At 54.7% G+C, this 22838-nt stretch carries 20 protein-coding genes; 8 read left to right on the forward strand and 12 right to left on the reverse strand.

Annotated features, from left to right (window positions below):
* Nucleotides 1–122 precede the first annotated feature (122 nt).
* Nucleotides 123–2894 carry a cation-transporting P-type ATPase gene (locus tag BT114_RS07300; protein WP_072325707.1) on the forward strand — a complete coding sequence of 924 codons (2772 nt, stop codon included), beginning with the start codon at nt 123–125 and terminating at the stop codon, nt 2892–2894.
* Here BT114_RS07300 and BT114_RS07305 read toward each other — a convergent pair.
* Together BT114_RS07305 and BT114_RS07310 are read right to left on the reverse strand one after the other, a co-directional pair.
* Nucleotides 2853–3509: a pseudouridine synthase gene (locus tag BT114_RS07305; RefSeq protein ID WP_072325708.1), complete on the reverse strand. Its 657-nt coding sequence runs from the start codon at nt 3507–3509 to the stop codon at nt 2853–2855. The two genes, BT114_RS07300 and BT114_RS07305, sit on opposite strands and share 42 nt — an antisense overlap.
* Nucleotides 3506–3865, reverse strand: coding sequence for a DUF2288 domain-containing protein (locus BT114_RS07310; RefSeq protein ID WP_072325709.1), 360 nt, complete (start codon nt 3863–3865; stop codon nt 3506–3508). Before BT114_RS07310 ends, BT114_RS07305 begins: the two co-directional genes overlap by 4 nt.
* 172 nt (nt 3866–4037) lie before the next feature.
* Between BT114_RS07310 and BT114_RS07315 the strand changes: the two genes are divergently transcribed.
* Nucleotides 4038–5156, forward strand: a complete 1119-nt coding sequence (locus BT114_RS07315; RefSeq protein ID WP_072325710.1) for a TRAP transporter substrate-binding protein — start codon at nt 4038–4040, stop codon at nt 5154–5156.
* A 66-nt stretch (nt 5157–5222) separates the two neighbouring features.
* Here BT114_RS07315 and BT114_RS07320 read toward each other — a convergent pair whose 3' ends face one another.
* On the reverse strand, nt 5223–6617 hold the full coding sequence (locus BT114_RS07320; protein WP_072325711.1) for a TRAP transporter large permease: 1395 nt from the start codon (nt 6615–6617) through the stop codon (nt 5223–5225).
* The gene (locus tag BT114_RS07325; protein WP_072325712.1) at nt 6617–7165 is read right to left on the reverse strand and encodes a TRAP transporter small permease subunit; all 549 of its coding nucleotides are present in this window, start codon (nt 7163–7165) and stop codon (nt 6617–6619) included. Before BT114_RS07325 ends, BT114_RS07320 begins: the two co-directional genes overlap by 1 nt.
* A 180-nt stretch (nt 7166–7345) precedes the next feature.
* Here BT114_RS07325 and BT114_RS07330 point away from each other — a divergent pair, with 180 nt between their 5' ends.
* Both BT114_RS07330 and metF read left to right on the forward strand, forming a co-directional pair.
* A complete protein-coding gene (locus tag BT114_RS07330; protein WP_072325819.1) occupies nt 7346–8275 on the forward strand; it encodes a DMT family transporter in 930 nt (309 codons plus the stop codon).
* Between the two features lie 102 nt (nt 8276–8377).
* Nucleotides 8378–9208, forward strand: coding sequence for a methylenetetrahydrofolate reductase [NAD(P)H] (gene metF / locus BT114_RS07335; protein ID WP_072325713.1), 831 nt, complete (start codon nt 8378–8380; stop codon nt 9206–9208).
* On the opposite strand, the gene BT114_RS07340 is transcribed toward metF, so the two are convergent.
* The 3 genes from BT114_RS07340 to BT114_RS07350 all read right to left on the reverse strand — a co-directional run bounded on the left by BT114_RS07340 (nt 9176) and on the right by BT114_RS07350 (nt 13684).
* Entirely contained in the window at nt 9176–11803 is a 2628-nt protein-coding gene (locus tag BT114_RS07340; protein ID WP_072325714.1) for a putative bifunctional diguanylate cyclase/phosphodiesterase, read from the reverse strand. The genes metF and BT114_RS07340 overlap by 33 nt on opposite strands.
* A gap of 76 nt (nt 11804–11879) precedes the next feature.
* Complete coding sequence (locus tag BT114_RS07345) at nt 11880–13373, reverse strand: YifB family Mg chelatase-like AAA ATPase (protein ID WP_072325715.1); 1494 nt, start codon at nt 13371–13373, stop codon at nt 11880–11882.
* A 65-nt stretch (nt 13374–13438) separates the two neighbouring features.
* Nucleotides 13439–13684 (reverse strand): accessory factor UbiK family protein, encoded by a 246-nt coding sequence (locus tag BT114_RS07350; protein WP_072325716.1) that lies wholly within the window; start codon nt 13682–13684, stop codon nt 13439–13441.
* Nucleotides 13685–13956: 272 nt separating this feature from the next.
* Between BT114_RS07350 and BT114_RS07355 the strand changes: the two genes are divergently transcribed.
* From BT114_RS07355 to speA, 4 genes are all read left to right on the forward strand, one after another.
* A complete protein-coding gene (locus tag BT114_RS07355) occupies nt 13957–14295 on the forward strand; it encodes a P-II family nitrogen regulator (protein WP_072325717.1) in 339 nt (112 codons plus the stop codon).
* Nucleotides 14296–14321: 26 nt separating this feature from the next.
* Nucleotides 14322–15572 carry an ammonium transporter gene (locus tag BT114_RS07360; RefSeq protein ID WP_072325718.1) on the forward strand — a complete coding sequence of 417 codons (1251 nt, stop codon included), beginning with the start codon at nt 14322–14324 and terminating at the stop codon, nt 15570–15572.
* 150 nt (nt 15573–15722) lie between these two features.
* Nucleotides 15723–16061 (forward strand): P-II family nitrogen regulator, encoded by a 339-nt coding sequence (glnK, locus tag BT114_RS07365; protein ID WP_072325719.1) that lies wholly within the window; start codon nt 15723–15725, stop codon nt 16059–16061.
* Nucleotides 16062–16084: 23 nt separating this feature from the next.
* Nucleotides 16085–17986 (forward strand): biosynthetic arginine decarboxylase, encoded by a 1902-nt coding sequence (gene speA / locus BT114_RS07370; protein ID WP_072325820.1) that lies wholly within the window; start codon nt 16085–16087, stop codon nt 17984–17986.
* Between the two features lie 23 nt (nt 17987–18009).
* On the opposite strand, the gene BT114_RS07375 is transcribed toward speA, so the two are convergent.
* From BT114_RS07375 to pyrR, 5 genes are all read right to left on the reverse strand, one after another.
* Nucleotides 18010–19152: an HD-GYP domain-containing protein gene (locus BT114_RS07375; protein WP_072325720.1), complete on the reverse strand. Its 1143-nt coding sequence runs from the start codon at nt 19150–19152 to the stop codon at nt 18010–18012.
* Nucleotides 19153–19275: 123 nt separating this feature from the next.
* Entirely contained in the window at nt 19276–19947 is a 672-nt protein-coding gene (locus BT114_RS07380; protein ID WP_072325721.1) for a fumarylacetoacetate hydrolase family protein, read from the reverse strand.
* Between the two features lie 12 nt (nt 19948–19959).
* Entirely contained in the window at nt 19960–21252 is a 1293-nt protein-coding gene (locus tag BT114_RS07385; RefSeq protein ID WP_072325722.1) for a dihydroorotase, read from the reverse strand.
* Nucleotides 21249–22253 (reverse strand): aspartate carbamoyltransferase catalytic subunit, encoded by a 1005-nt coding sequence (locus BT114_RS07390; RefSeq protein WP_072325723.1) that lies wholly within the window; start codon nt 22251–22253, stop codon nt 21249–21251. The genes BT114_RS07385 and BT114_RS07390 overlap by 4 nt, the downstream gene beginning before the upstream one ends.
* Nucleotides 22250–22810, reverse strand: a complete 561-nt coding sequence (gene pyrR, locus BT114_RS07395) for a bifunctional pyr operon transcriptional regulator/uracil phosphoribosyltransferase PyrR (protein ID WP_072325724.1) — start codon at nt 22808–22810, stop codon at nt 22250–22252. Before pyrR ends, BT114_RS07390 begins: the two co-directional genes overlap by 4 nt.
* Nucleotides 22811–22838 lie beyond the last annotated feature (28 nt).

Here is a 22838-nt window from a genome sequence, read left to right on the forward strand (position 1 = left end):
TTTACACAATGTTACTTTTTTATCCTGCACCAAATGACTTCTGTCATCCATCCCGCCGGTTTTGCTTTTATGTAATCCCCCCTATTGGTAGTATCTTTGTGCGGCTGCTAAGGAGGAATCCCGTGGAAAACCTACCCAAAGATCTCTGGCATCACCTGGCTGAAGAGGACGTTTTTGAAGCCCTCAAAAGTAATCACCATGAAGGCCTGACCAAACAGGAGGTTGAAGAACGCCTGCGGCTGTTTGGCCCCAACGCCATCACGGCTCAAAAACCGGTTCCAGCCTGGAAGCGCTTCCTGCTGCAATTTCACAACCCGCTGATTTACATCCTGCTGGTGGCTACGGTGGTGACCTTCTTCCTGAAGGAGTACATCGACTCGGCGGTTATTTTTGGCGTGGTGATCATCAACGCCATCATTGGTTACATGCAGGAATCCAAAGCAGAAGAAGCGATCAATTCGCTGAAAAAAATGCTGTCTGCCAATGCCAATGTGGTGCGTGATGGCAAACGCATTTCCGTACCGGCTACTGAACTGGTGCCGGGCGACATTGTTTATCTGGCATCCGGCGACAAGGTGCCTGCCGACCTGCGCCTGTTTGAAAACCGCGACCTGCAGATTGATGAGTCGGCATTGACCGGTGAATCTGTGGCAGTGCAGAAAGAGCGTGCACAGCTGGAAAAAGACACGGTACTGGCGGATCGCGTCAACATGGCTTTTGCCGGCACTCTGGTGACCTATGGTCAGGGCGGCGGCGTGGTGATTGCCACTGGTGATGACACGGAAACCGGCAAGATTGCCCACATGATTTCCGAAGCTGTCAGTCTGGATACACCACTGACCCAGAAAATCCATGCCTTCAGCAAAATCCTGCTGTATGTGATCCTGGGCCTGGCTGCCGTTACCTTCCTGGTTGGCCTGTTCCATGGTCAGGACTGGGTCTCCACCTTCATGGCCGCTGTCGCACTGGCGGTAGCCGCCATTCCTGAAGGTCTGCCAGCCGTAGTCACCATCACCCTGGCCATTGGTGTACGCCGCATGGCGATGCGTAATGCCATCGTGCGGAAATTGCCTGCAGTGGAAACCCTCGGCTCCACCACCATCATCTGCTCTGACAAGACCGGTACCCTGACTGAAAACCAGATGACGGTACAGAAGGTGTTTGCCGGGGACCAGGAATATGACCTGTCTGGCAGTGGTTACCAGCCGGAAGGTGAAGTCAAACCTGTGGATGGCACTGCCTTGACCAGCCTGCCTGTTGCACTGCGTGAGTGCCTGGTGGCTGGTCTGATCAGCAATGACTCCGACCTGATCCAGAAAGAGGGCTTGTGGCAGGTACAAGGTGACCCCACCGAAGGTGCACTGATCACCTCCGGCCTGAAAGCAGGGCTGGATCGTGATGCGCTGCTGCAAACCCACAAGCGCCTGGATGTGATTCCGTTTGAGTCCGACCGCCAGTACATGGCCACCCTGCATCACTTTGATGAACAGCAGAATGTCATTTACCTGAAAGGCTCACTGGAGCGCACCCTGATTCGCTGCAAGGACGCTCAGGATGCCGAGGGCAATCCCCTTGCGCTGGATCGCGACAAGATCACCGCCATGGCTGAAAAGTTTGCCGCCATGGGTCTGCGGGTGCTGTGCCTGGCCATGCAGCGGGTGCCGAAGAGTGAAACCACCTTTGACCGCTTCCATTCACAGGAAGATGCTGAACAGCTGACCTTTATTGGTCTGCAGGCCATGATTGATCCACCGCGTGCCGAAGCCATTCGTGCAGTGGCCACCTGTCAGCGTGCCGGTATCTCGGTGAAAATGATCACCGGTGACCACGCCCTGACGGCTCGCGCCATTGCCGAACAGATCGGCATTGCCCATCCGGAAGGCAAGGAAGAAAAACATCGGGTATTAACCGGCCGTGAACTGGCGGAAATGAGTGACCACGAGCTGCTGGCTGAAGTAGAGAAAGTCGCAGTATTTGCCCGTGTTGCCCCGGAGCAGAAGCTGAAACTGGTGACTGCACTGCAAGCCAAAAAACACGTGGTCGCCATGACCGGTGACGGGGTGAATGATGCACCCGCACTGAAAAAGGCTGATATCGGTGTGGCCATGGGCATTGCCGGCACGGAAGTATCCAAAGAAGCGGCCGACATGGTGTTGACCGATGACAACTTCGCCACCATTGAGGGTGCGGTGGAAGAAGGTCGTAACGTGTTCGACAACCTGGTGAAATTCATCACCTGGATTCTGCCCACCAACATGGGTCAGGGCATGGTGATCATGGTGGCCATCCTGATTGGTGCCACCCTGCCGGTATTGCCGGTGCAGGCCCTGTGGCTGAACATGACCACGGCCGTTTTCCTGGGTTTGATGCTGGCCTTTGAACCCCGCGAACCCGGCATCATGAAGCGCATGCCGCGTATTCCTGACTCACCAATTCTCAGTGGTGAAATGATGGGGCGCATTGTGTCCGTCAGTACCCTGCTGTTGATAGGTGCCTTTGGTCTGTTCCAGTGGGCACTGGCTCAGGGAGAAACAGAGGAAGTGGCACGCACTCTGGCCGTCACCCTGTTTGTGGTGGTGCAGAGCGCCTTCCTGTTCAACTGCCGCTCACTGACCATCAGCCTGTTCCGCACCCCCATCTTTTCCAACCCCTGGATCTGGGGTGGTGTTGGTGCCATGCTGCTGGCCCAACTGGCCTTTATCTATACCCCGCTGATGAACACCCTGTTCCAGAGTGCTCCACTGACCCTGCAGCACTGGGGCCTGATGCTGGCGTACGGGGTGGTGGTGCTGTTGCTGGTTGAAGTGGAAAAAGCCTTCTGGCGTGCACGTAAAGCCAGAAAAACCAAGACATCAGAAAGGACAGGGAGCAGTGAACAGCAGTCGCTCTCCTGAGTAAGGATGACCCACCTCCAGCTCCAGTGCATGCAACAGCAGCCTGGAGCTGGCCTCCAAAGCCTCCCCGGAAGCATAAAAGCGATCACCCAGAATCGGGCAACCTACCGATAACAGATGCACCCGCAACTGATGAGAGCGACCTGTCAGTGGGTAAAGCTCCAGCAAACTGGTTGGCCCCTCCTGCTTCAGCACCCGGTAGCGGGTTAATGAAGGCTTGCCGGTTTCAAAGCAGACCTTCTGCAAGGGTCGATTGGGCCAGTCACAAATCAACGGTAGATTGATTTCACCCTCCAGCTCCGGCGGGCAACCCCAGACCCTGGCGCGATACACCTTACGCGTCTGACGCTCCTGAAACTGGATTTTCAGAGCCCGCTCGGCTTTTTTACGCAGGGTCAGCAGCAATACACCGGAAGTATCCATATCCAGTCGATGCACCAGCTCAGCATAAGGGTTTAATTCCTTGGCGCGTGATTCAGCACTGTCATGCATGGCTGGGTCACGACCAGGATTGGATAACAGGCCAGCCGGTTTGTTGAGCACCAGCAGGTCCTTGTCCTGATAGAGGATATCCAGCCAGGGTTCAACAGGCGGTTGGTAGTCCAGCGGATTCATTGCAACCGGGCACTGGCTGGTTTACCAGCAGCTTCATTTTCGCCTCGTTGTTGCACCAGTACCCAGGGCGCAACAACCAATGCCCAGACAGCGGCGGACTCATGGTGCCAGGTATGTGCATCAGCATCAGCCACCGGACCAATTTCACCACTGGCCAACCAGGCTTCAAACTGAGGTTTATTGTCACTGATCAGCTGCATGGCAACTTCCACCAGATCCAGTTGGTCAGCAACCTGTACCACCACACCACGGGCATGGTGTGCTTCCAGCTCACGCCAACCAATACGCGCGGTTTCAAGCGCCAGCTTCTGGCGCAACAGCTGCGGGTCTTTGGGGTCTGGGGCTTGCTGTGACATCAATCGCTACCTCGTTGACTTGTTGGATCAATTTTCTTTAATGCCCGGCGAATTTGCGTGTAGTATTAATTCAGCTGCACGGCAGAGAAGGCATTCTAGTGGATTCAACGCCTGGATGCGAAACCGCAGCTCAAAACAAAAATACCAAAATCGACTTGGGAGCTTTTTGAACATGAAAGATCAAACCGTTGATCAGGGCAAACGCAGCTTTCTGAAAACTGCTGCTGTTGGTGCCGGTGCCGCTGCCGCCGCCACAGTTGCTGCCCCCGCCATTGCCCAGCGCAACATCACCTGGCGCATGGTCACCACCTGGCCTCGCAACTTCCCCGGTCTGGGCGTGGGTGCCCAGCGTCTGGCTGATCGCATTACCGCCATGTCCGGTGGCCGCCTGACTGTTCGTGTATTTGCAGCGGGCGAGCTGGTTCCGGCACTGCAGTCCTTTGATGCCGTTATCGAAGGCTCGGCAGAGATGAGCCACGGTGCAGCCTACTACTGGCAGAACAAAAGCCAGGCAACCTCCTTTTTCACCGGTGTTCCTTATGGTATGACCTCCCGCGAGCTGTCCGCCTGGGTACGCTTCATGGGCGGTCAGGAAATCTGGGACAAGGTGTATGACCAGTTTGGTGTCAAAGGCTTCCTGTCCGGTGATACCGGTACTCAGGCCGGTGGCTGGTTCCGCCGTGAAATCAAGAGCCTGGCCGACATTCAGGGCATCAACTTCCGTACCCCCGGTCTGGGTGGTCAGGTCTGGTCCCGCATGGGTGCCAACGTCACCAACATGGCTGCCGGTGAAATCTATCAGGCACTCCAGTCTGGTGCTCTGGACGCCGCTGAGTTTGTAGGCCCCTACAACGATCTGGCGCTGGGTTTCCACCAGATCTGCAAGGAATACTACCTGCCCAGCTTCATCGAGCCGGGCCTGGCCACTGAGCTGGTAGTGAACAAGTCCAAGTTTGCTGCCCTGCCTCAGGATCTGCAGCGCATTGTTGAAATCGCCTGTCAGGCTGAATACGACCAGGTGGCTTCCGACTTCTACGCCAACGACCCGGTGGCATTAAAAACCCTGGTGGAGCGTCATGGCGTCAACCTGCGCACCTTCCCGGAAGACCTGCTGGAAGCGGGTGCCAAGGCCTCCATGGACATCGTTAACGAGCTGCGTCAGCACCGTGATCCACTGACCCGCGAAACAGCAGAAAGCTTCGTCAAGAACTTCAACCTGCTGCGCACGCGTACCGAGCTGGTGGATCAGCGTTTTGGTCTGGCCCGCGAGAAGTACATCAAGTACACCTGATTGCAGGTGCTCTGATGTAAAAAAACCCGTCGCATGCGACGGGTTTTTTATTGGCTGCTGCGCTGATCAACTGCCGTACAACAGATTCGGCAGCCAGGTCACCAGACCGGGGAAGGCGATCAGAATGCCCATCGCAATAATCTGCAACACCACAAAGGGCAGTACCCCTTCATAAATCTGGCGAGTGGACACCGAAGAGGGTGCCACACCCCTGAGATAAAAGAGTGAGAAACCAAAAGGCGGCGTCAGGAAGCTGGTCTGCAGGTTCACTGCCACCATCACACCCAGCCAGATCGGGTCCACACCCATCATCAACAATACCGGTGCCGTGATCGGCAACACAATAAAGATGATCTCAAAGGTATCCAGGATGAAACCCAGCAGGAACATCAGCAGCATCACAAACAGGATGGCGCCCAGCTTGCCACCCGGCAGGCTGTTGAGGAAGTCATTCACCAGCTCCTCACCACCCATCATGCGGAACACCAGCGAGAAAACCGATGCACCCAGCAGAATCACAAAAATCATGGTGGTGGTGTTGGCAGTGGCCAGCATCACCTGACGCAGGTTGGTCAGGGTCAGCTTGCGACTCATGGCTGCCAGCAGCATGGCACCCACGGCACCCACCGAGGCTGATTCAGTGGGAGTGGCAATACCACTCAGAATCGAGCCAAGCACTGCAAAAATCAGAATCAGCGGGGGGATCAGGCTGGTCAGAATATCCCTTCCCAGATCCTTGCGCTCCTGTTCAGTCACTTCCAGTGCCGGACAGCTTTCTGGCTGACGCACAGCCTTGAACACCATCCACAGCATATAAAGGACGATCAACATCAAACCCGGTATAAAGGCACCGGCAAACAGGTCACCGACCGAAACCACGGAAGGTGCAAAGTTACCCTGCGCCATCTGCACCTGGGAGTTGATGCCAGACAGCATGTCCCCCATAAAAATCAGAACGGTCGACGGCGGAATGATCTGACCCAGGGTGCCGGAAGCACAGATCACACCACAGGCCAGACGTGGGTCATAACCGGCGCGCATCATGGCTGGCAGGGACAGCAGCCCCATGGTCACCACCGTAGCACCAACAATGCCCGTGGATGCCGCCAACAGTGCACCGACTACAATCACTGACAGACCAAGGCCACCGCGCAGGGTGCCGAACAGACGCCCCATGGTGATCAGCAGACGTTCTGCAATACCGGATCGCTCCAGCATCATGCCCATGAAAATAAATAGCGGCACAGCCACCAGCACCTCATTCAGCATCACGCCCATGTAACGGGGGGCAAGACTGTTGAAGTTGGACAGATCAAACACACCGATCAGGTAACCGATACCGGCAAAGAACAGGGATACACCAGCGAGCGAGAAGGCAACCGGATAACCCAGCATCAACACTGCAATGATGCCGAAAAACATGATGAGTGAAAGAATCTCACCAATCAGCTGATAATCCATTATTTGTCCTCCTGATAACGGTGCATCTCAGGAAGCAGGTCTTCCCTGTCCAGCAATACCAGCAAACCCCGCAGAAACATGGCCAAGGCCTGCAAGGCAATGACCACTGCAAAAACCAGAATGAAGGTTTTGATCACATACAAGCCCGGCATGCCGCCAAAGTTGGCCGAGCCTTCCATAAAACGCCAGGAGCGCTGCACATAGGGCAAACCATAACTGAACAACACCCAGACAAAAGGGCCGACAAAAAACACACTGCCAAACATGTCGACCATGGCTTTACGCCTGCGGCTGGCCGGGCGGTAAAAAATATCCACCCGCACATGGGAGTTGTTGTACAGGGCAAAGCCGGCAATACCCATAAACATCATGGCATTCAGCCAGACGTACAGGTCCTGCATCCAGACATGCCCCATGGAAAACACGTAGCGCAGCACAACCACCGTAAAACACACGAGCACAATACCCAGCGAAAACCAGGAGAAAAAGTGCCCGAGCAGGATGTTGAGCCGGCTGATAAAACGAACAATCAGCGCTAAAGCCTGCACGTTGCAGCCCTCTTTTTTGTTATCTGTCGATCTTGAATTTAGTTGATGCAAAATCCCTGTGCGAAACTTTCACAAGTCACTTCCTGATCTGGAGGGCAAGAATACATGATATTCTTGACCAAAACACTCAAACCCAGCACCTGGCAAAGGTTTGATATCTCATCCATCCGGACCATTTCCATGCCTGCAAACACTTCATTCAAGAAACTCGAATGGCTGGCTTATCTGCTGCTGATCCTGACCACACTATTCTGGGGTGGGAATTTTGTCGTCGGCCGCGCCGTTCATGCTGAAATACCACCCATTGCCCTGGCCTGGTGGCGCTGGTTATTGGCGCTGGTGATCATCCTGCCTTTTGCACTGCGTCCGCTGTGGCAAGCGCGTGGCATCCTTCGCCAGCATTGGAAAAACCTGACTCTGATGTCGCTACTGGGTGTAACCGGCTTTAATACTCTGGTTTATCTGGGATTACAGACCCTGCCTGCCAGTAACGCCATCCTGTTACTTTCCGCCTGCCCGGTCTTTATTCTGGCCTTTTCCTGGTGGTTTTTTGGGGATCGGGTTAACCAGCTACAGATCCTGGGCATGCTGGTTTCTTTGGGTGGTATTGCCATTCTGGTCAGCAAGGGTGCACCGCTGGACATCCTGAGCCAACTGGGCAGTGGCAATGGTAATTTATGGGTACTTACGGCCGTGATCAGCTGGGCACTTTATTCTGTCATGTTACGACTACGCCCGGCCGGATTGGGCGGCCTGGCATTTTTTGGGCTGACCACCCTGATCGGGCTGTTGCTGTTAACACCCTTTTATCTTTATGAAATGCTGGTGCAGGGCAAAAGCCTGACTTTTAACACCACCAGTCTGCTGAGCATCAGTTATGTGGCAGTATTTGCCTCAGTGGCTGCGTTCCTGTTCTGGAACAAGGGTGTAGAAATCCTGACTGCGGCCAGAGCAGGGTATTTCATTCACCTGATTCCCGTTTGGGGCCTGCTGCTGGCCAGCCTGTTCCTTGCTGAACGTTTACAGTTGTTCCATTGGCTGGGTATGGCGTTTATCTTCTGTGGTATCTGGTTGGCCACCGTTTTAGGGCGTCGCAAAGCAACAAAATGAATTTGTTTCAGCTTGCCCGCCAAAAAAATTCATTCCCCCAGCATTTTATTCATGATCCCGGCAAGGTAAGCTGCCGGGATACCCCCAGCCTTGGAAACGAACATGTCATCTGCCCCTGTAAGCTTTGAATTCTTCCCCCCCAAAACACCGGCCGGCCAGGAAAAACTGTTGGCTGTGCGTGACCAGTTAGCTGCCACCAACCCGGATTTTTTTTCAGTGACCTATGGTGCCGGTGGCTCCACTCAGGATGGCACCCTCAAAACCGTATTGGCTTTGCGTGCGACAGGCATCGATACAGCACCACACTTGTCTTGCATTGGTGCCAGCCGGGATGAGCTGCGTGAGCTGTTAAGAGACTACCGCGCTCAGGGCATAGGTCGTCTGGTGGCATTGCGTGGAGATCTGCCTTCCGGCATGGGCATGGGTGGTGAACTGCGTTATGCCAATGAACTGGTTGAGTTCATTCGCAGTGAGTTCGGATCAGATTTTATCATTGAAGTGGCCGCCTACCCGGAAGCTCATCCCCAGGCAGCAGGACTGGAGGCTGATCTGAAAAACTTCATTCGCAAGTGCCAGGCTGGTGCTGACAGCGCCATCACCCAGTACTTCTTCAATGCGGATGCTTATTTCCACTTTGTGGAACGGGTGCGCGCTGCGGGTGTTGAGATTCCCATCATTCCGGGCATCATGCCGATCACCAACTACAGCAAGCTGGCCCGTTTTTCAGATGCCTGTGGCGCGGAGATTCCGCGCTGGATTCGCAAACAGCTGGAGTCTTACGGCGATGACAGCGACAGCATCTGTCGCTTTGGTGAGGAAGTTATAGTCCGGCTCTGTCAACAGTTGCTGGACGGTGGCGCGCCGGGCCTGCATTTTTATACCCTCAACCAGGCTGAACCCTCACTGGCCATCCTGCACCAGCTGGGCAAATAAAGCATCCATTTCTGGGTCGTGGCTGATCAGCTGCGGCCCGGGCCTGCCGACAAAATAACCCTGCGCATAATCCACACCCAGCTCACGCACGGCCCGTAACACCGCCTCATCTTCCACATATTCAGCAATGGTTTTCATCCCCAGACTTTGTGCCAGGGTGACAATACTCTTCACAAAGGCCATGTATTTTTCATCCACCAGCATGTTGCGGATGAACTCACCTTCGATCTTGATGACATCAATCGGGAAATGTTTGATGTAGTGGTAGGACGAAAAGCCTGAACCAAAATCATCAATGGCAAAGTTGAAACCTTCCATTTTCAGATCCAGTACAAACTTTTCCAGCAACGCCATGTTGCTGACGGTTTCCCGCTCGGTCAGCTCAAACACCACCCGCTCAGTGGATAGCTGATGCTCCATCGCCAGACGATGCACCTTGGCAATGAACTCTCCGATGATCAGTGAGCGGGGCGACAGGTTGATAAACAGCTGTCCCTGATACCCCTGCCGTTGTACCTGATCAAAAGCCTTTTCGATCAGTTGGTAATCCATTTTATGAACCACACCAATGGTTTCTGCGACATCAATAAACTCAAAAGCAGACACCACCTTGTCAGCCAGTTGAATACGCATCAACAGCTCGTGGATCACAATATTGCCATTTTTCAGGTCAATAATAGGCTGGAAATAGGGGACAATTCTTCGCTCATCCAAAGCACTGAGAATCAGCTGACTTTTTTCACCCACCTCTTTGAATACTTCGGCCACTTCATCTTCAGCCGGGAAGGCAATGGCATTTTTCCCACTCCGCTTGGCCTTGTACATCATGTTGTCGGCCATCACAAACAGGTCAGTCGGGTTTTTGCCATGTTGTGGATAAACAGCTATGCCGATGGAGCTGGTGGCCCTTACGTTATTGCCATCCGGCGTGGTCAGCACCAGTTTTTCCAGGTGCTGCATGATGCGCTGAGACACACTGTGTGCCTGCTCTTCCCCTGCATCCGGCAGAATGATGGTGAACTCATCACCACCGTAGCGTGCCAGACAGTCACCGGGGCGTACCGACTCTTCCAGCACCTGGGCAAAAGCCTGCAGGAACTGGTCACCAAAACTGTGGCCATAACGGTCATTAACCGTCTTGAAGTTGTCCAGATCCAGCATCAAAAGTGCAAAGCCAACATTATGCCGATCAGAGCGGCCAATCTCATAACCCAGCAGTTCCTTGAACATCCGCTGGTTGTAAAGGCTGGTCAGTGGGTCACGAGTGGCGTAATACTCCAGGTCCCGGGTGTACTTGTAGATGGCTTTAACCGAACCCACCAGGTTCAGCAGGGTCGTGAGGATACTGCCAATCACCATATGACGAATCGGATCACGGGCCATTTCCGATTGCACCCCAATGCCCACCACGCCACCAATCTTGGGTGTTTCCAGTAACAGTGACTTGGTTTGCAGGTCGATGTCCTTCAAGGTCAGTCCTGCACTTGCAAGGTCTTCATCACGGGTAGGATCAGCCACATGATGCACAATATTCAGAATGGGCACCCCTTGATGGAAGTGTGGATGTTTGGATAGTTGTGCCGTCACGACTGCTTCAAACATCTGGCGGGTGGCCTCCGGCACGTTGTAGCGCCAGAAGATTTCCAGCTCATAACCCTCATCCTCAACCTGGAACACCGTAACCAGTGAGTGAGCAACCAGGATGGTGTTGATGTCGATCAACAGGTCTTTAATGAATTCACGCCAGTCACGCACAATATCCGAGGTGATGATGAATTTACCCAGCAGGCGGATTTCAAACTCCAGAATGTCCTTGTCCACAGCCACATCTTTAAGCTGTTCCACCAGCAGGTTCACACTTTGAAAGGCATCATTCAGTTCATGGAAATGAAAGTCGTCCTTGCTAATGTCCAGCTGACGGAAATCCTTGACCGAGTTGACCTGTTCCAACCGGCCTTTAAAACCATCGGTGGAGGCCTGAATACGACGCGCTACATGCCGGGTCAAAAACACCGCCAGCAAGAGGATCAGCACACCAAAGCCAAGGAACATGGCGATATTGTTGCGGCGCACTTCAGCACTGATCGGTCGCATGTCCTGGCGAATATCAATCACACCCAGCACATCACCCACCTGCACATTCATGTGACAGGACAGGCATTCAGCACGTGCCTGCATCGGGAATACCCGACGCAGCATGCCATTGGTTTCTTTTAATAAATCTTCCCCGCTGGCAAATACCTGCAGAATATCCGCATCCTTTTGCGGCTGATCAATGCTGCCAAACAGCGCCTCAACCAGCTCACCCCGGTAAATCTCGACCTCAAAGGGGCTGGATTCAAAAGAGCTGCGTGTGGCATCCAGAAAATCCTCCAACTGCTGACGGGTCCAGCCCATCCGCATGACCTGGAACATCGAGTTGAAGGTTTGTTGCGCAATGCTGCTGGAAGTCTGCTCGGCCTGACGCGCAATGATGTTTTCATAGAGGATCGAAGCCACCAGCGTGACACCAAAAAATACCGCCAGGGTAACTGCCAGAATTGATGAAAAAACAAACCCCCGAAGGGTTTTTAATACACTTTTGAGTCTGTCCACTTTATCAGTTCATCCGGTATTTGATGGCAGCCACTATACCAGCCGTACAACAAAACAACAGAAGTCGGGGCAAGGTTCAGAGCGGCAGTTTACGGTATCCCAGTGCCTCTAGCAGGTGTCTGCGTTCAATATGCTGATCTCCGTCAAGATCTGCCAAAGTTCGAGCCACACGCAGGGTACGATGTGCAGCCCTGGCAGAATGGCCTTGCTGCTGCATGGCACGCGCCATGAGCTGCTGCAGATCGCCCGAAAGCGGTGCATGCTGCTCCAGCTCATTGGCTGACAAAAGTGCATTCACCTTACCTGCCCGCTTTAATTGCAAGTCTCGCGCTTTAGCCACTCGCTCTCGCACCGCATTGGTGCACTCGCCATCCGGTGCCTGCCAGAGTAACTCTGGATCCAGCGGTGGTACATTCAGCTGCAAATCAATGCGATCCAGCAAGGGACCTGAAAGGCGTGATTGATAACGGTTGATCTGGCCAGGCGTGCAGCTGCAATCCTTGCGCGGGTCACCCAGATGACCACAGGGACAGGGATTCATGGCTGCCACCAACAGGAAGCGTGCAGGGTAGCTGGCGCGCCGGGCAGCCCGGGCCAGATGGATCTCGCCAGATTCCAGCGGTTCTCTCAATACTTCCAGCACCTGCCGACCAAACTCAGGCAACTCATCCAGAAACAACACACCAGCATGCGCCAGGGAGATTTCACCAGGGCGCGGATTACTGCCACCCCCCACCAAAGCCACGGCAGATGCAGTGTGGTGCGGCGCACGAAAAGGCCGCTGTTTCCACTGTGCAGGATCAAAACCGCCACTGATCGATTGAACGGCTGCCACCTGTAATGCTTCCTGTTCGTCCGGTTCCGGTAATAAGCCGGGTAAGCAGCGTGACAACAGGGTTTTGCCACTTCCCGGCGGACCGCACAACAGCAGGTTATGCTGGCCCGCAGCAGCAACGGTTAATGCACGCCTGGCAGCAGGCTGGCCGCGTACATCACGTAAATCAGGAAGGTCTGGCGGGGCTGCGACCGGTGTTTGAGGGCCAGCCTTCAGCAACGCTTGCTGACCTTGTAATGCTGCCGTCAGCTGTAACAAATGCTCCGCACCGCTTGAGTGCAAACCGGCAATCAGCCCAGCCTCTGGCAGATCCACAGCTGGCAGGATCAACTCACGATCACCAGCCATCATTGCCAGTGCGGTAGGTAATACACCTCGCACACTGCGCAACTCACCATTTAATGCCAGCTCACCAATAAATTCCCGCCTCTCTAAACAAGCAGCAGGCAGCTGGCCAGAAGCCACCAGGATGCCAAGGGCAATCGGCAGGTCATAACGCCCGCCTTCCTTGGGAAGGTCTGCAGGTGACAGGTTGACGGTGATGCGACGGGAAGGAAATTCAAAACCGGCGGTCAACAGGGCGCTGCGCACCCGATCACGGCTTTCACGTACGGCTGTTTCTGGTAAACCCACCAGATTAAACGCTGGCAGGCCATTGGCCAGGTGCACCTCCACTCTGACTTCCGGTGCTTCCAACCCCAAGAGTGCACGGCTCTGAACCAGTGCCAGTGACATAACAACCTCCTTGTTGGTTTGCTGTCCTTATCGATTACTCCGATGGCTTTATTGCTCCGATCGCTTTATTTCTGCGATCCCGGGCCCCGCTCCAGTGCCTCCACCCGACGCGCCAGCTCATCAAGCTTCTGGCGAGTACGCTGATGGATTTCCAACAGCCTCTCATAATCGTCACGCGTGATCAGATCCAGCTTGGCTACAGCTTCTCGCACCATGCCTTTCAACAACGATGCACCCGGGGGTTGCGGCATGGCCGACAAGCGCCCGGACAGGTCTTCGGAAATTTTCTGCAATTGTTCAGCATTAATCATGGTGATGTCCTCCGGCGACAGCTTAACACAGGCACTCACCCCGCCAAGCAGGCATTTACGCACCAAAATGGAACTATAACAGCTTCATACTGGTGCTCTTTAGCCTTCGCAATTGCAACTGCAGCCACTCAAAAAATCCACAAAAGCACCCAACCCAATGATTTAAAAGCATTTGGTAACTTGTGGCACACACACTGCTTTGGGCTGAGTGTGAAAGTTTTACGGCGTGGCATACCGCTGCGTCACCGAGAAACGGCTGAGAGGATACAGGTATGAAACTGGTAACAGCCATTATAAAGCCCTTCAAACTGGATGATGTACGCGAAGCCCTGTCCGAAATCGGTATTCAGGGGATCACCGTCACGGAAGTGAAAGGTTTTGGTCGTCAGAAAGGCCATACCGAACTTTACCGTGGTGCTGAGTACGTCGTGGACTTCCTGCCCAAGGTGAAGATTGAAGTTGCCATTGATGACGCCCGCGTTGAAAGCGTGGTTGAGGCCATCATCGGCGCTGCCAACACCGGCAAAATTGGTGACGGCAAGATTTTTGTATCTCCTGTGGATGAAGCCATCCGCATCCGTACTGGCGAACGCGGCAACGACGCGGTTTGATTGACGGACTGACTGAGGATTAAATGATGGAAGATCTCGTTCATCTTGCGTATGCAATAGACACCTTTTATTTCCTGATCTGTGGTGTGCTGGTCATGTGGATGGCCGCTGGCTTCTCCATGCTGGAAGCCGGTCTGGTTCGCTCCAAGAACACCACTGAAATTCTGACCAAGAACATTGCACTGTTTGCCATTGCTTGCACCATGTACCTGTTCCTGGGCTACTACATCATGTACTCCAGCCCTGAAGGTGGCATTCTGCCCAGCCTGGGTTTCCTGATTGGTGAAGAAAACACCCTGGATGCAGCCCTGTCTGGTGATGAAGATGCACCTTACTACTCCATGCGTTCTGACTTCTTCTTCCAGGTGGTGTTTGTGGCAACAGCCATGTCCATCGTTTCTGGTGCAGTTGCCGAGCGTATGAAGCTGTGGGCTTTCCTGGCCTTTGCCGTAGTACTGACTGGTGTGATCTATCCTGTGTCCGGCTTCTGGACCTGGGGTGGCGGCTGGCTGGACGCAGCAGGTTTCTCCGACTTTGCCGGTTCCGGTATTGTTCACATGGCTGGTGCTTCCGCTGCTCTGGCTGGTGTGCTGGTACTGGGTGCCCGTAAAGGCAAATATGGCCCGAATGGTGAAGTTTATGCCATCCCCGGTGCCAACATGCCGCTGGCTACCCTGGGTACCTTCATCCTGTGGATGGGCTGGTTCGGTTTCAACGGTGGTTCCGAGCTGAAGATGTCTGACTTCGACTCTGCCAATAACGTTGCCCAGGTTTTCGTAAACACCAATGCTGCCGCTGCCGGTGGTGTGATTGCTGCAATGATTGTTGCCAAGCTGCTGTTCAAGAAAGCGGATCTGACCATGATCCTGAACGGTGCCCTGGCTGGTCTGGTTGCCATTACTGCCGAGCCGCTGGCGCCTAGCGCTCAGGGTGCTGCGCTGATCGGTGCTGTGGGTGGTGTGATTGTGGTCTTCTCCATCATCCTGCTGGACAAACTGCGCATTGATGACCCGGTTGGCGCCATCTCTGTACATGGTGTGGTTGGTATCTGGGGCGTGCTGGCTGTTCCGCTCACCAACGCTGATGCCACCTTCGGTGCCCAGATCCTCGGTATTGTCGGTATCTTTGTATGGGTCTTTGCAGCCAGCCTGATCGTTTGGCTGATCATCAAAGCCATCATGGGTGTCCGCGTCAGCGAGGAAGAAGAGTACGCCGGTGTGGATCTGACCGAATGCGGTATGGAAGCCTACCCGGAATTTACCAAATCATCCAAATAAGGTGTTGATTGACACTTGACTGGTGAGCATGGAAGTTTGGGCGCCCTCGGGCGCCCTTTTTTTATCCGGGTTTTTGGTGATTTGTTGCATAAGGCTTTATGCTAAAGGGCAAGGTAACCTTTCTCCCTGACGCTATTCTGAGGAACCAGCATGAAACTCATTACCGCCGTTATCAAACCCTTCAAACTGGATGATGTTCGCGAAGCCCTGTCTGAAATTGGTGTACAAGGCATCACTGTCACTGAAGTGAAAGGTTTTGGTCGTCAAAAGGGCCATACCGAGCTTTATCGTGGTGCTGAATACGTGGTGGATTTTCTGCCCAAGGTGAAACTGGAAATTGCCGTGGATGATGACATGGCTGAGCAGGTCATTGATGCCATCGTGCGTGTTGCCAATACCGGCAAGATCGGTGACGGCAAGATTTTTGTTTCACCGCTGGACCAGGTGATCCGTATCCGCACCGGTGAAACCGGCAAAGATGCCGTTTGATTCAGTCTGAACAGGAGCAGCGGGTGAACCAAGCTATCCGATACGACGCCAACAAGGTTTACAACATCCAGCACTGGGGCAGTGGCTATTTTTTTGCCAATCCAGCCGGCCGGATTGAAGTCCAACCCTCCTCAGACCGTCCGGCACGCCTGAACCTGACTGACCTGGTCAGCCAGCTGCGTGAAGCAGGTGTCACCCTACCGGTGTTGGTGCGTTTTCCCGATATCCTGCAAGACCGGGTCAATCGGCTTTGTGCTGCCTTCGACCGAGCCATTGAAAACCATGATTATCAGGGTGGTTACACTGCGGTTTACCCGATCAAGGTGAATCAGCAGCGGCGGGTGGTGGAAGAGCTGCTGGAAAGTCAGGCACGTGTTGATGCTCGTGTTGGTCTCGAAGCCGGTAGTAAACCTGAATTACTGGCTGTACTGGCACTGGCTGGCACCAAACCCACCACACTGGTCTGTAATGGCTACAAGGATCGGGAATACCTGCGCCTGGCCCTGATGGGTGAGCGCTTGGGCCACAAGGTTTACATTGTGGTGGAAAAACCCTCGGAAGCGGCATTGGCACTGGAAGAAGGTCGTCAGCTGGGAATCCGGCCACGTCTGGGCGTGCGAGCCAGACTATCATCCATCGGCAAGGGCCACTGGCAGGATAGTGGCGGTGAAAAGTCCAAGTTCGGCTTGGCTGCCAGCCAGTTGCTGGCCATGGTCGAACAACTGCGCCAGGCGGATGCGCTGGACTGCCTGCAACTACTGCACTTTCACCTCGGCTCACAGATTGCCAATATCCGTGACATTCAGCGTGGACTGAAAGAATGCGGTCGCTTTTACCAGGAGTTGCTGGCTCAAGGTGCACCGGTTCAGGTGGTGGATGTTGGTGGTGGTCTGGGCATAGATTATGACGGCACCCGCTCGCGCAACGTCTGCTCCATCAACTACTCCATGGCTGAATACGCCAACAACGTGGTGCATGCCCTGCATCAGGTCTGTGAGGCCAACGACCTGCCGCATCCACACCTGATCAGTGAATCGGGGCGCGCCCTGACTGCTCATCACGCGGTACTGATCACCAACATCATTGATGTTGAGGCGCCGGATCTGACGCCTCCGGCACCTCCGGAGGAAGATGCACCACTGATCCTGCATGAACTCTGGCGGGTTTATGGTCAGGCCGCTGAAGACATTGATGAGCGTTCGCTGGTAGAAACCTGGCACGATGTGGTCCAGGCACTCTCTGAAGCACAGGACATGTACATTCATGGATTACTGGATCTGCCGGGGCGGGCACTGGCTGAGCGCATTTACACCTGTTGTGCGGCTCGCATCCACTTGCAATTGAATCTATCCAACCGGGTGCACCGGGAAATCCATGATGAGCTGAATGAAAAACTGGCCGACAAGCTGTTTGTTAATTTTTCACTGTTCCAGTCTTTGCCGGACACCTGGGGCATTCAGCAAGTCTTTCCGGTGCTGCCCCTGTCCGGTCTGGAAACACCGCCAACCCGTCGTGGTGTGATTCAGGACATCACCTGTGACTCGGATGGCCGCATTGATGAATATGTGGATGCCCAGGGACTGGAAAGCACCCTACCCATTCCAGACTGGGCCGAGCAGGATGAAAAACTGTTGGGCTTTTTCCTGACCGGCGCCTACCAGGAAATTCTCGGTGATCTGCACAACCTGTTTGGTGACACCGACTCAGTGGATGTGGTGCTGGATGATCAGGGCCAGGCTGTGCTGGAAAACCTGATCAAGGGCGACACAGTGGATCGGGTATTGCGTTATGTGAACTTTGATCCCGATCAGCTGCTGGCTTCACTCAAGGATCAGCTGGCTGCCAGTAACCTGGATGCCGCTCAGAAACAGCTTTTTCTGCAGCTGTTTGAAGAGGGCCTGAGTGGTTATACCTATCTGGAGTGAAGCCGTTATTGGCGTGAGGTCGCTCAGGCCTCCACCACATCGGATTGCAGCTGCTCCAGAATAAAGCTAGCCTCAAGGTGATGCTGCACCAGAGCATCCACGCAATCCGGATCCAGGTGAGTGCCAGCCATATGCTGTAACTCACTGAGCGCCCGTTCTACAGGCCAGGGCTTTTTATAGGGGCGTTCGCTGGTCAGGGCATCAAATACATCCGCTACTGCAATAATGCGTGCTTCAATCGGGATGTGCTCGCCTTGCAGACCTTCCGGGTAACCCGTGCCATCCATCTTTTCATGGTGGTACAACACGATGTTTTTTAACATCTGCACATCCGGCAGGTACTCCAGGCCATGATTTTCGATCACCCGATCCAGCAGCACGACCCCTTGCAGGGTATGCTGTTTCATCTCACTGAATTCTTCCGGTGTCAGCTTGCCCTGTTTCAGCAGGATGCGATCAGGTGTGGCCAGCTTGCCCAGATCATGCAAAGGCGCAAACAGCAGCAGGTGCTGCAGTTGCCGGTCACTGAAACTCCATTTCGGCTCGAGGTGTCTGGCAATCAGCAAAGCATACTGGGCCATCCGCTCCAGATGACCACCCGTTTCCGGATCACGGCCCGCACACAGAGACATGGTGGAGCGAACTGCAGCGGTTAAGGTGCGTACCGCAGCATGCTCCTGATGGATCAATTGAGCAATCAGCTGGCTGTACAGCTCCAGCTCATTGAGCAGATCACCCTTGAACGTGAATGGACTGTGAGAGTTGAAAAACACAAAACCCAGCAGCTCATCGCTGCACAGCAAGGGTGCAGTGAAACTGGCCCGCCAGCCCTGCTGCACCAGCTGCAGGGTGTGAGGATTGATGCGCCCCGTCTGACGTGGTGGCACCAGCTCGGTCAGGTCATTAATGACTCGCGGGTGACGATTGAGTGCAATCTGGCGCAAAGACCAGGCATCTTTCAGACGAAAATCATAACCAGTGATGGCTTCACTGATATCGCTGGTGGTGAAAAAAGTGCGAACCTGATCCGTCGTCGGGTGATAAAGCGCCACTGAAAAGCGCTCAACCGTTGAGTGGCGGGTACGCAGCTGCATACCCAGATGCCGAAGCTTCTCCGGCAAGGAGTGGAAACGATTCAGTTCTCTGACCAGACTGGTGTTTTGCATCGGACCAACTCCTTCAGACCATGACCTCAGACTAGGCCCGTTAATGGCATGTATTCCACAGGATTTATGCATCCCTGCCGTAACATTCCGTTAAGAAGAAGTTTTAAGCAATTTTCCTGCCAGTCAGATCACTGTCGTTTCAACCTCCAGCAACCCTTGCAAACTTAACTGCAACTGATCACCGGATGCCAGCACACCTACACCGGCCGGTGTTCCGGTGATCACAACATCGCCGGGTAAAAGCGTGAAGGTTTCGCTGATGTGGCTTAACAGTTGTGCGATGGGTGTCAGCATCTGTGCAGCACTACCCTGCTGGCGCAGTTCGCCATTGATGGACAGGCTCAGAGCCAGTGCAGACCAGTCATCCACCCGGCTTGCCGGAACAAATTCGGACAAAGGGCAGGCACCATCCCAGGCCTTGGCTCTTTCCCAGGGATGGCCCTGTTTTTTCAGCTCCGATTGCAGGCCTCGCAAGGTCAGGTCCAGCGCCAGCCCGACTCCGGCAAGAGCCTCCATGGCCTGTTCAGCAGCGGCCTGTTGCAATGGCTGTCCGATCAGCAGGGCAATCTCGGTTTCATAGTGCACTTCACCTCGCCCCTGTGGCAGTTGCAGCGGCTGACCCATCGGCACTGCACAGGTCACCGGTTTGATGAACAACAGGGGTTGTTCCGGCACCGGGTTATTCAGCTCGGCAGCATGTTCAGCGTAATTGCGGCCAACACAAACAATTTTGCCCAGTGAATGCGCCCAGTTCTGGCCCTGCAGGGTGGGTACAAAAGCCCGAGTTGAAATCATTGGATGCTCCACTTAGTGGTTTTGTTGTTCTCTTGTTGTGTATCTGACATCACCATCAACCAGCGTAGCCACTACCCGACCTTTCAAGGGTTGCTGCCAGAAAGGTGTATTGTGGCCCGCTGAGCAGCAGCTCTGTTCATCCAACTGCCAACTTGCCTCAGGGTCGATCAGGGTGATGTCTGCTGCATAACCCGGCAACAGGGCTCCGGACTCCAGCCCCAGCAGCTCGGCCGGGCCCAGTGCCAGGCGATCAACCAGCACATCCAGCCCGAACCAGCCATCCGCAACCAGTTGCAACAGCTGCGGTACCACCACTTCCAGGCTGCTCATGCCCGGCTCGGCTGCAGCAAAAGGTGCCATTTTGGCCGCCTTTTCGTGCGGCAGGTGACCACTGGATACCGCCGTTAATACACCTTCCTTCAGCCCACGTAACAGCCCCATACGATCCGCTTCACTGCGCAGTGGCGGCTGCACCTGGTAGTTGCTGTCAAAAGCTTCCAGTGTCGCATCAGTAAACAACAGGTGACTCAAGGCCACATCAGCAGTGACCGGCAAACCACGCAACTGGGCTTCACGCACCAGTTCCACGGCACGAGCAGTGGACAAATGACTGAAGTGAGCCCGAATGCCGGTTTGTTCAATCAACAAAAGGTCCCGGCTGACCGCCAGGGTTTCTGCCGTTTCCGGAATACCGGTCAGGCCCAGTTGGGAAGCCAGTGCACCTTCATGGGCGCAGCCACCGGCTGCCAGCGAGGGGTCTTCGGGATAAAAAATAACCAGCAGATCAAAGGTCGCTGCATACTCCAGGCAACGACGCAGAATCAGGTTGTCCTGCACCGGGCGGCGCACATTGGTCACCGCCACACAACCAGCCCCCTGCAGCGCTGCCATGTTGGCCAGCAACTGGCCTTCCAGATTCTGGGTCAGCGCACCCAGCGGCAACACTCTGGCCTGACCGGCAGTCTGTGCCTTCTCACGCACCACCCGTAAAACCGCCGCTGAATCCAGCGGTGGCTGGGTATCCGGGCGGGCACAAACACTGGTGAAACCACCGGCCAGTGCGGCACGGGTTTCACTGACAATGTTGCCCTTGTAACTGGGGCCAGGCTCACGCAGGTGACAGGAAAGATCGATGAAACCAGGACACACCAGCAAGCCTTCCGCCTGCAGCGTCTGCTCGGCATGAAAACCGGCCGGAGCCTTGCCCAGTGCCAGAATACGACCCTCTTCCACATGCAGATCCAGCACCTCATCCAGATGCTGGGCGGGATCAATCACGCGTCCACCAAGAATTGAAAGTCTCATTGTATCTGTGCCCTTTCCTGCATCTGTCCACTCATTGCCATGCTCATCACCGCCATGCGGGTCGCAATGCCGTAACCTACCTGCTGCAGGATCACCGAACGGGAACCATCGGCTACTGCGGATTCAATTTCCACACCCCGATTGATCGGGCCCGGGTGCATCACGATGGCTTCCGGGTGGGCATAAGCCAGCTTTTCAGTGGTCAGGCCATAGAGGCGGTAAAACTCCGATTCTGATGGCAACAAGGCACCACTCATGCGCTCCTTCTGCAGGCGCAGCATGATCACCACATCCACATCACGGATGCCCTCTTCCATGCGGGTGAAGAGTTTGACACCCAGGTCTTCCACACCAATAGGCAGCAGGGTTTTAGGGGCGACCAGGCGCACCTCTTCGACGCCCAGGGTATGCAGGGCACGAATTTGTGAGCGCGCCACGCGGGAATGCAGGATGTCACCCACAATGGCCACCTTCAGTCCCTCAAAACCGCCCTTGTGACGACGGATGGTGAACATGTCCAGCATCGCCTGGGTGGGGTGCGCATGGCGACCATCACCGGCATTGATGATGGCAACCCTGGGGGTTACCTGGCTGGCAATAAAATGCGCAGCACCCGAGTCGGCATGGCGCACCACAAACATGTCGGCATGCATGGCTTCGATGTTCTGCAGGGTGTCCATCAGGGTTTCACCCTTGGCGGCAGATGAGGTCTTGATGTCCAGATTCAGCACATCAGCCGACAGGCGCTTGGCAGCCAGTTCAAAGGTGGCTCGCGTGCGGGTGGAGTTTTCAAAAAACAGGTTAACAATGGTTTTGCCACGCAGCAGCGGCACCTTCTTGACCGCCTGCTCGCCCATGTTGGCAAAGGATTCAGCAGTATCCAGAATTTCCGTCAACAACGCCCGTGACAGGCCATTGATACTGAGGAAGTGTTTCAGACGACCATCAGCCGTCAACTGGACATTGCGTGGATGGGCCGGATTGTTCTGTGCACTGCTCATGCCTGCTCCCCGTTATGCGGTGGTGTGTCCAGTGGCCGAGTCACCCGGTTGAGTTGCAAGGGAGAAGGGCCAGATAACTTGATGCGCTGATCTTCCGGCAGCTCCAGATACTGACCACAACAATCCGGCTGAATCGGCAACTCCCGTCCCGGCAAGGCCAGCAAGGTCACCAGCGTGACAGAAGCCGGGCGACCAAAATCAAAAATCTCGTTGAGGGCTGCACGGATGGTGCGACCGGACATCAGCACATCATCCACCAGCACCAGATGGCGGTCTTCGGTGGCAAAAGGCAGATTGGAGGGTTTAACACTGGGGTTTAAACCGTTATGGCTGTAATCATCACGGTAAAAAGAAATATCCAGGCTGCCCAGCGGCCAGTTCACCTGCATCTTCTGGCGCAGAGCTTCTGCCACCCACACCCCACCGGTGTGAATACCCACCAGCAGAGGCTCTTTGATGCCACGTGCGGCCAGATGCTGCTCCAGCTGTGCAGCCAGCTGTTCCAGCAGCGGAGCAACATCCGGCAGCTGGTGATGGGTGATGCCTTGCTGATTCATGTGCTGTGTTGCTCCACAAAAGAAAAGG

Origin of the sequence: Marinospirillum alkaliphilum DSM 21637, from assembly GCF_900119735.1 — a bacterium.
Taxonomy (GTDB): domain Bacteria; phylum Pseudomonadota; class Gammaproteobacteria; order Pseudomonadales; family Halomonadaceae; genus Marinospirillum; species Marinospirillum alkaliphilum.

What these genes read in the sequence shown, in the direction of transcription:
- BT114_RS07305 (WP_072325708.1), bottom strand. Translation starts at nt 3,509, where the DNA reads ATGAATCCGCTGGACTACCAACCGCCTGTTGAACCCTGGCTGGATATC.
- BT114_RS07310 (WP_072325709.1), bottom strand. Translation starts at nt 3,865, where the DNA reads ATGTCACAGCAAGCCCCAGACCCCAAAGACCCGCAGCTGTTGCGCCAG.
- BT114_RS07315 (WP_072325710.1), top strand. Translation starts at nt 4,038, where the DNA reads ATGAAAGATCAAACCGTTGATCAGGGCAAACGCAGCTTTCTGAAAACT.
- BT114_RS07320 (WP_072325711.1), bottom strand. Translation starts at nt 6,617, where the DNA reads ATGGATTATCAGCTGATTGGTGAGATTCTTTCACTCATCATGTTTTTC.
- BT114_RS07330 (WP_072325819.1), top strand. Translation starts at nt 7,346, where the DNA reads ATGCCTGCAAACACTTCATTCAAGAAACTCGAATGGCTGGCTTATCTG.
- metF (WP_072325713.1), top strand. Translation starts at nt 8,378, where the DNA reads ATGTCATCTGCCCCTGTAAGCTTTGAATTCTTCCCCCCCAAAACACCG.
- BT114_RS07345 (WP_072325715.1), bottom strand. Translation starts at nt 13,373, where the DNA reads ATGTCACTGGCACTGGTTCAGAGCCGTGCACTCTTGGGGTTGGAAGCA.
- BT114_RS07350 (WP_072325716.1), bottom strand. Translation starts at nt 13,684, where the DNA reads ATGATTAATGCTGAACAATTGCAGAAAATTTCCGAAGACCTGTCCGGG.
- BT114_RS07355 (WP_072325717.1), top strand. Translation starts at nt 13,957, where the DNA reads ATGAAACTGGTAACAGCCATTATAAAGCCCTTCAAACTGGATGATGTA.
- BT114_RS07360 (WP_072325718.1), top strand. Translation starts at nt 14,322, where the DNA reads ATGGAAGATCTCGTTCATCTTGCGTATGCAATAGACACCTTTTATTTC.
- glnK (WP_072325719.1), top strand. Translation starts at nt 15,723, where the DNA reads ATGAAACTCATTACCGCCGTTATCAAACCCTTCAAACTGGATGATGTT.
- BT114_RS07375 (WP_072325720.1), bottom strand. Translation starts at nt 19,152, where the DNA reads ATGCAAAACACCAGTCTGGTCAGAGAACTGAATCGTTTCCACTCCTTG.
- BT114_RS07380 (WP_072325721.1), bottom strand. Translation starts at nt 19,947, where the DNA reads ATGATTTCAACTCGGGCTTTTGTACCCACCCTGCAGGGCCAGAACTGG.
- BT114_RS07385 (WP_072325722.1), bottom strand. Translation starts at nt 21,252, where the DNA reads ATGAGACTTTCAATTCTTGGTGGACGCGTGATTGATCCCGCCCAGCAT.
- BT114_RS07390 (WP_072325723.1), bottom strand. Translation starts at nt 22,253, where the DNA reads ATGAGCAGTGCACAGAACAATCCGGCCCATCCACGCAATGTCCAGTTG.
- pyrR (WP_072325724.1), bottom strand. Translation starts at nt 22,810, where the DNA reads ATGAATCAGCAAGGCATCACCCATCACCAGCTGCCGGATGTTGCTCCG.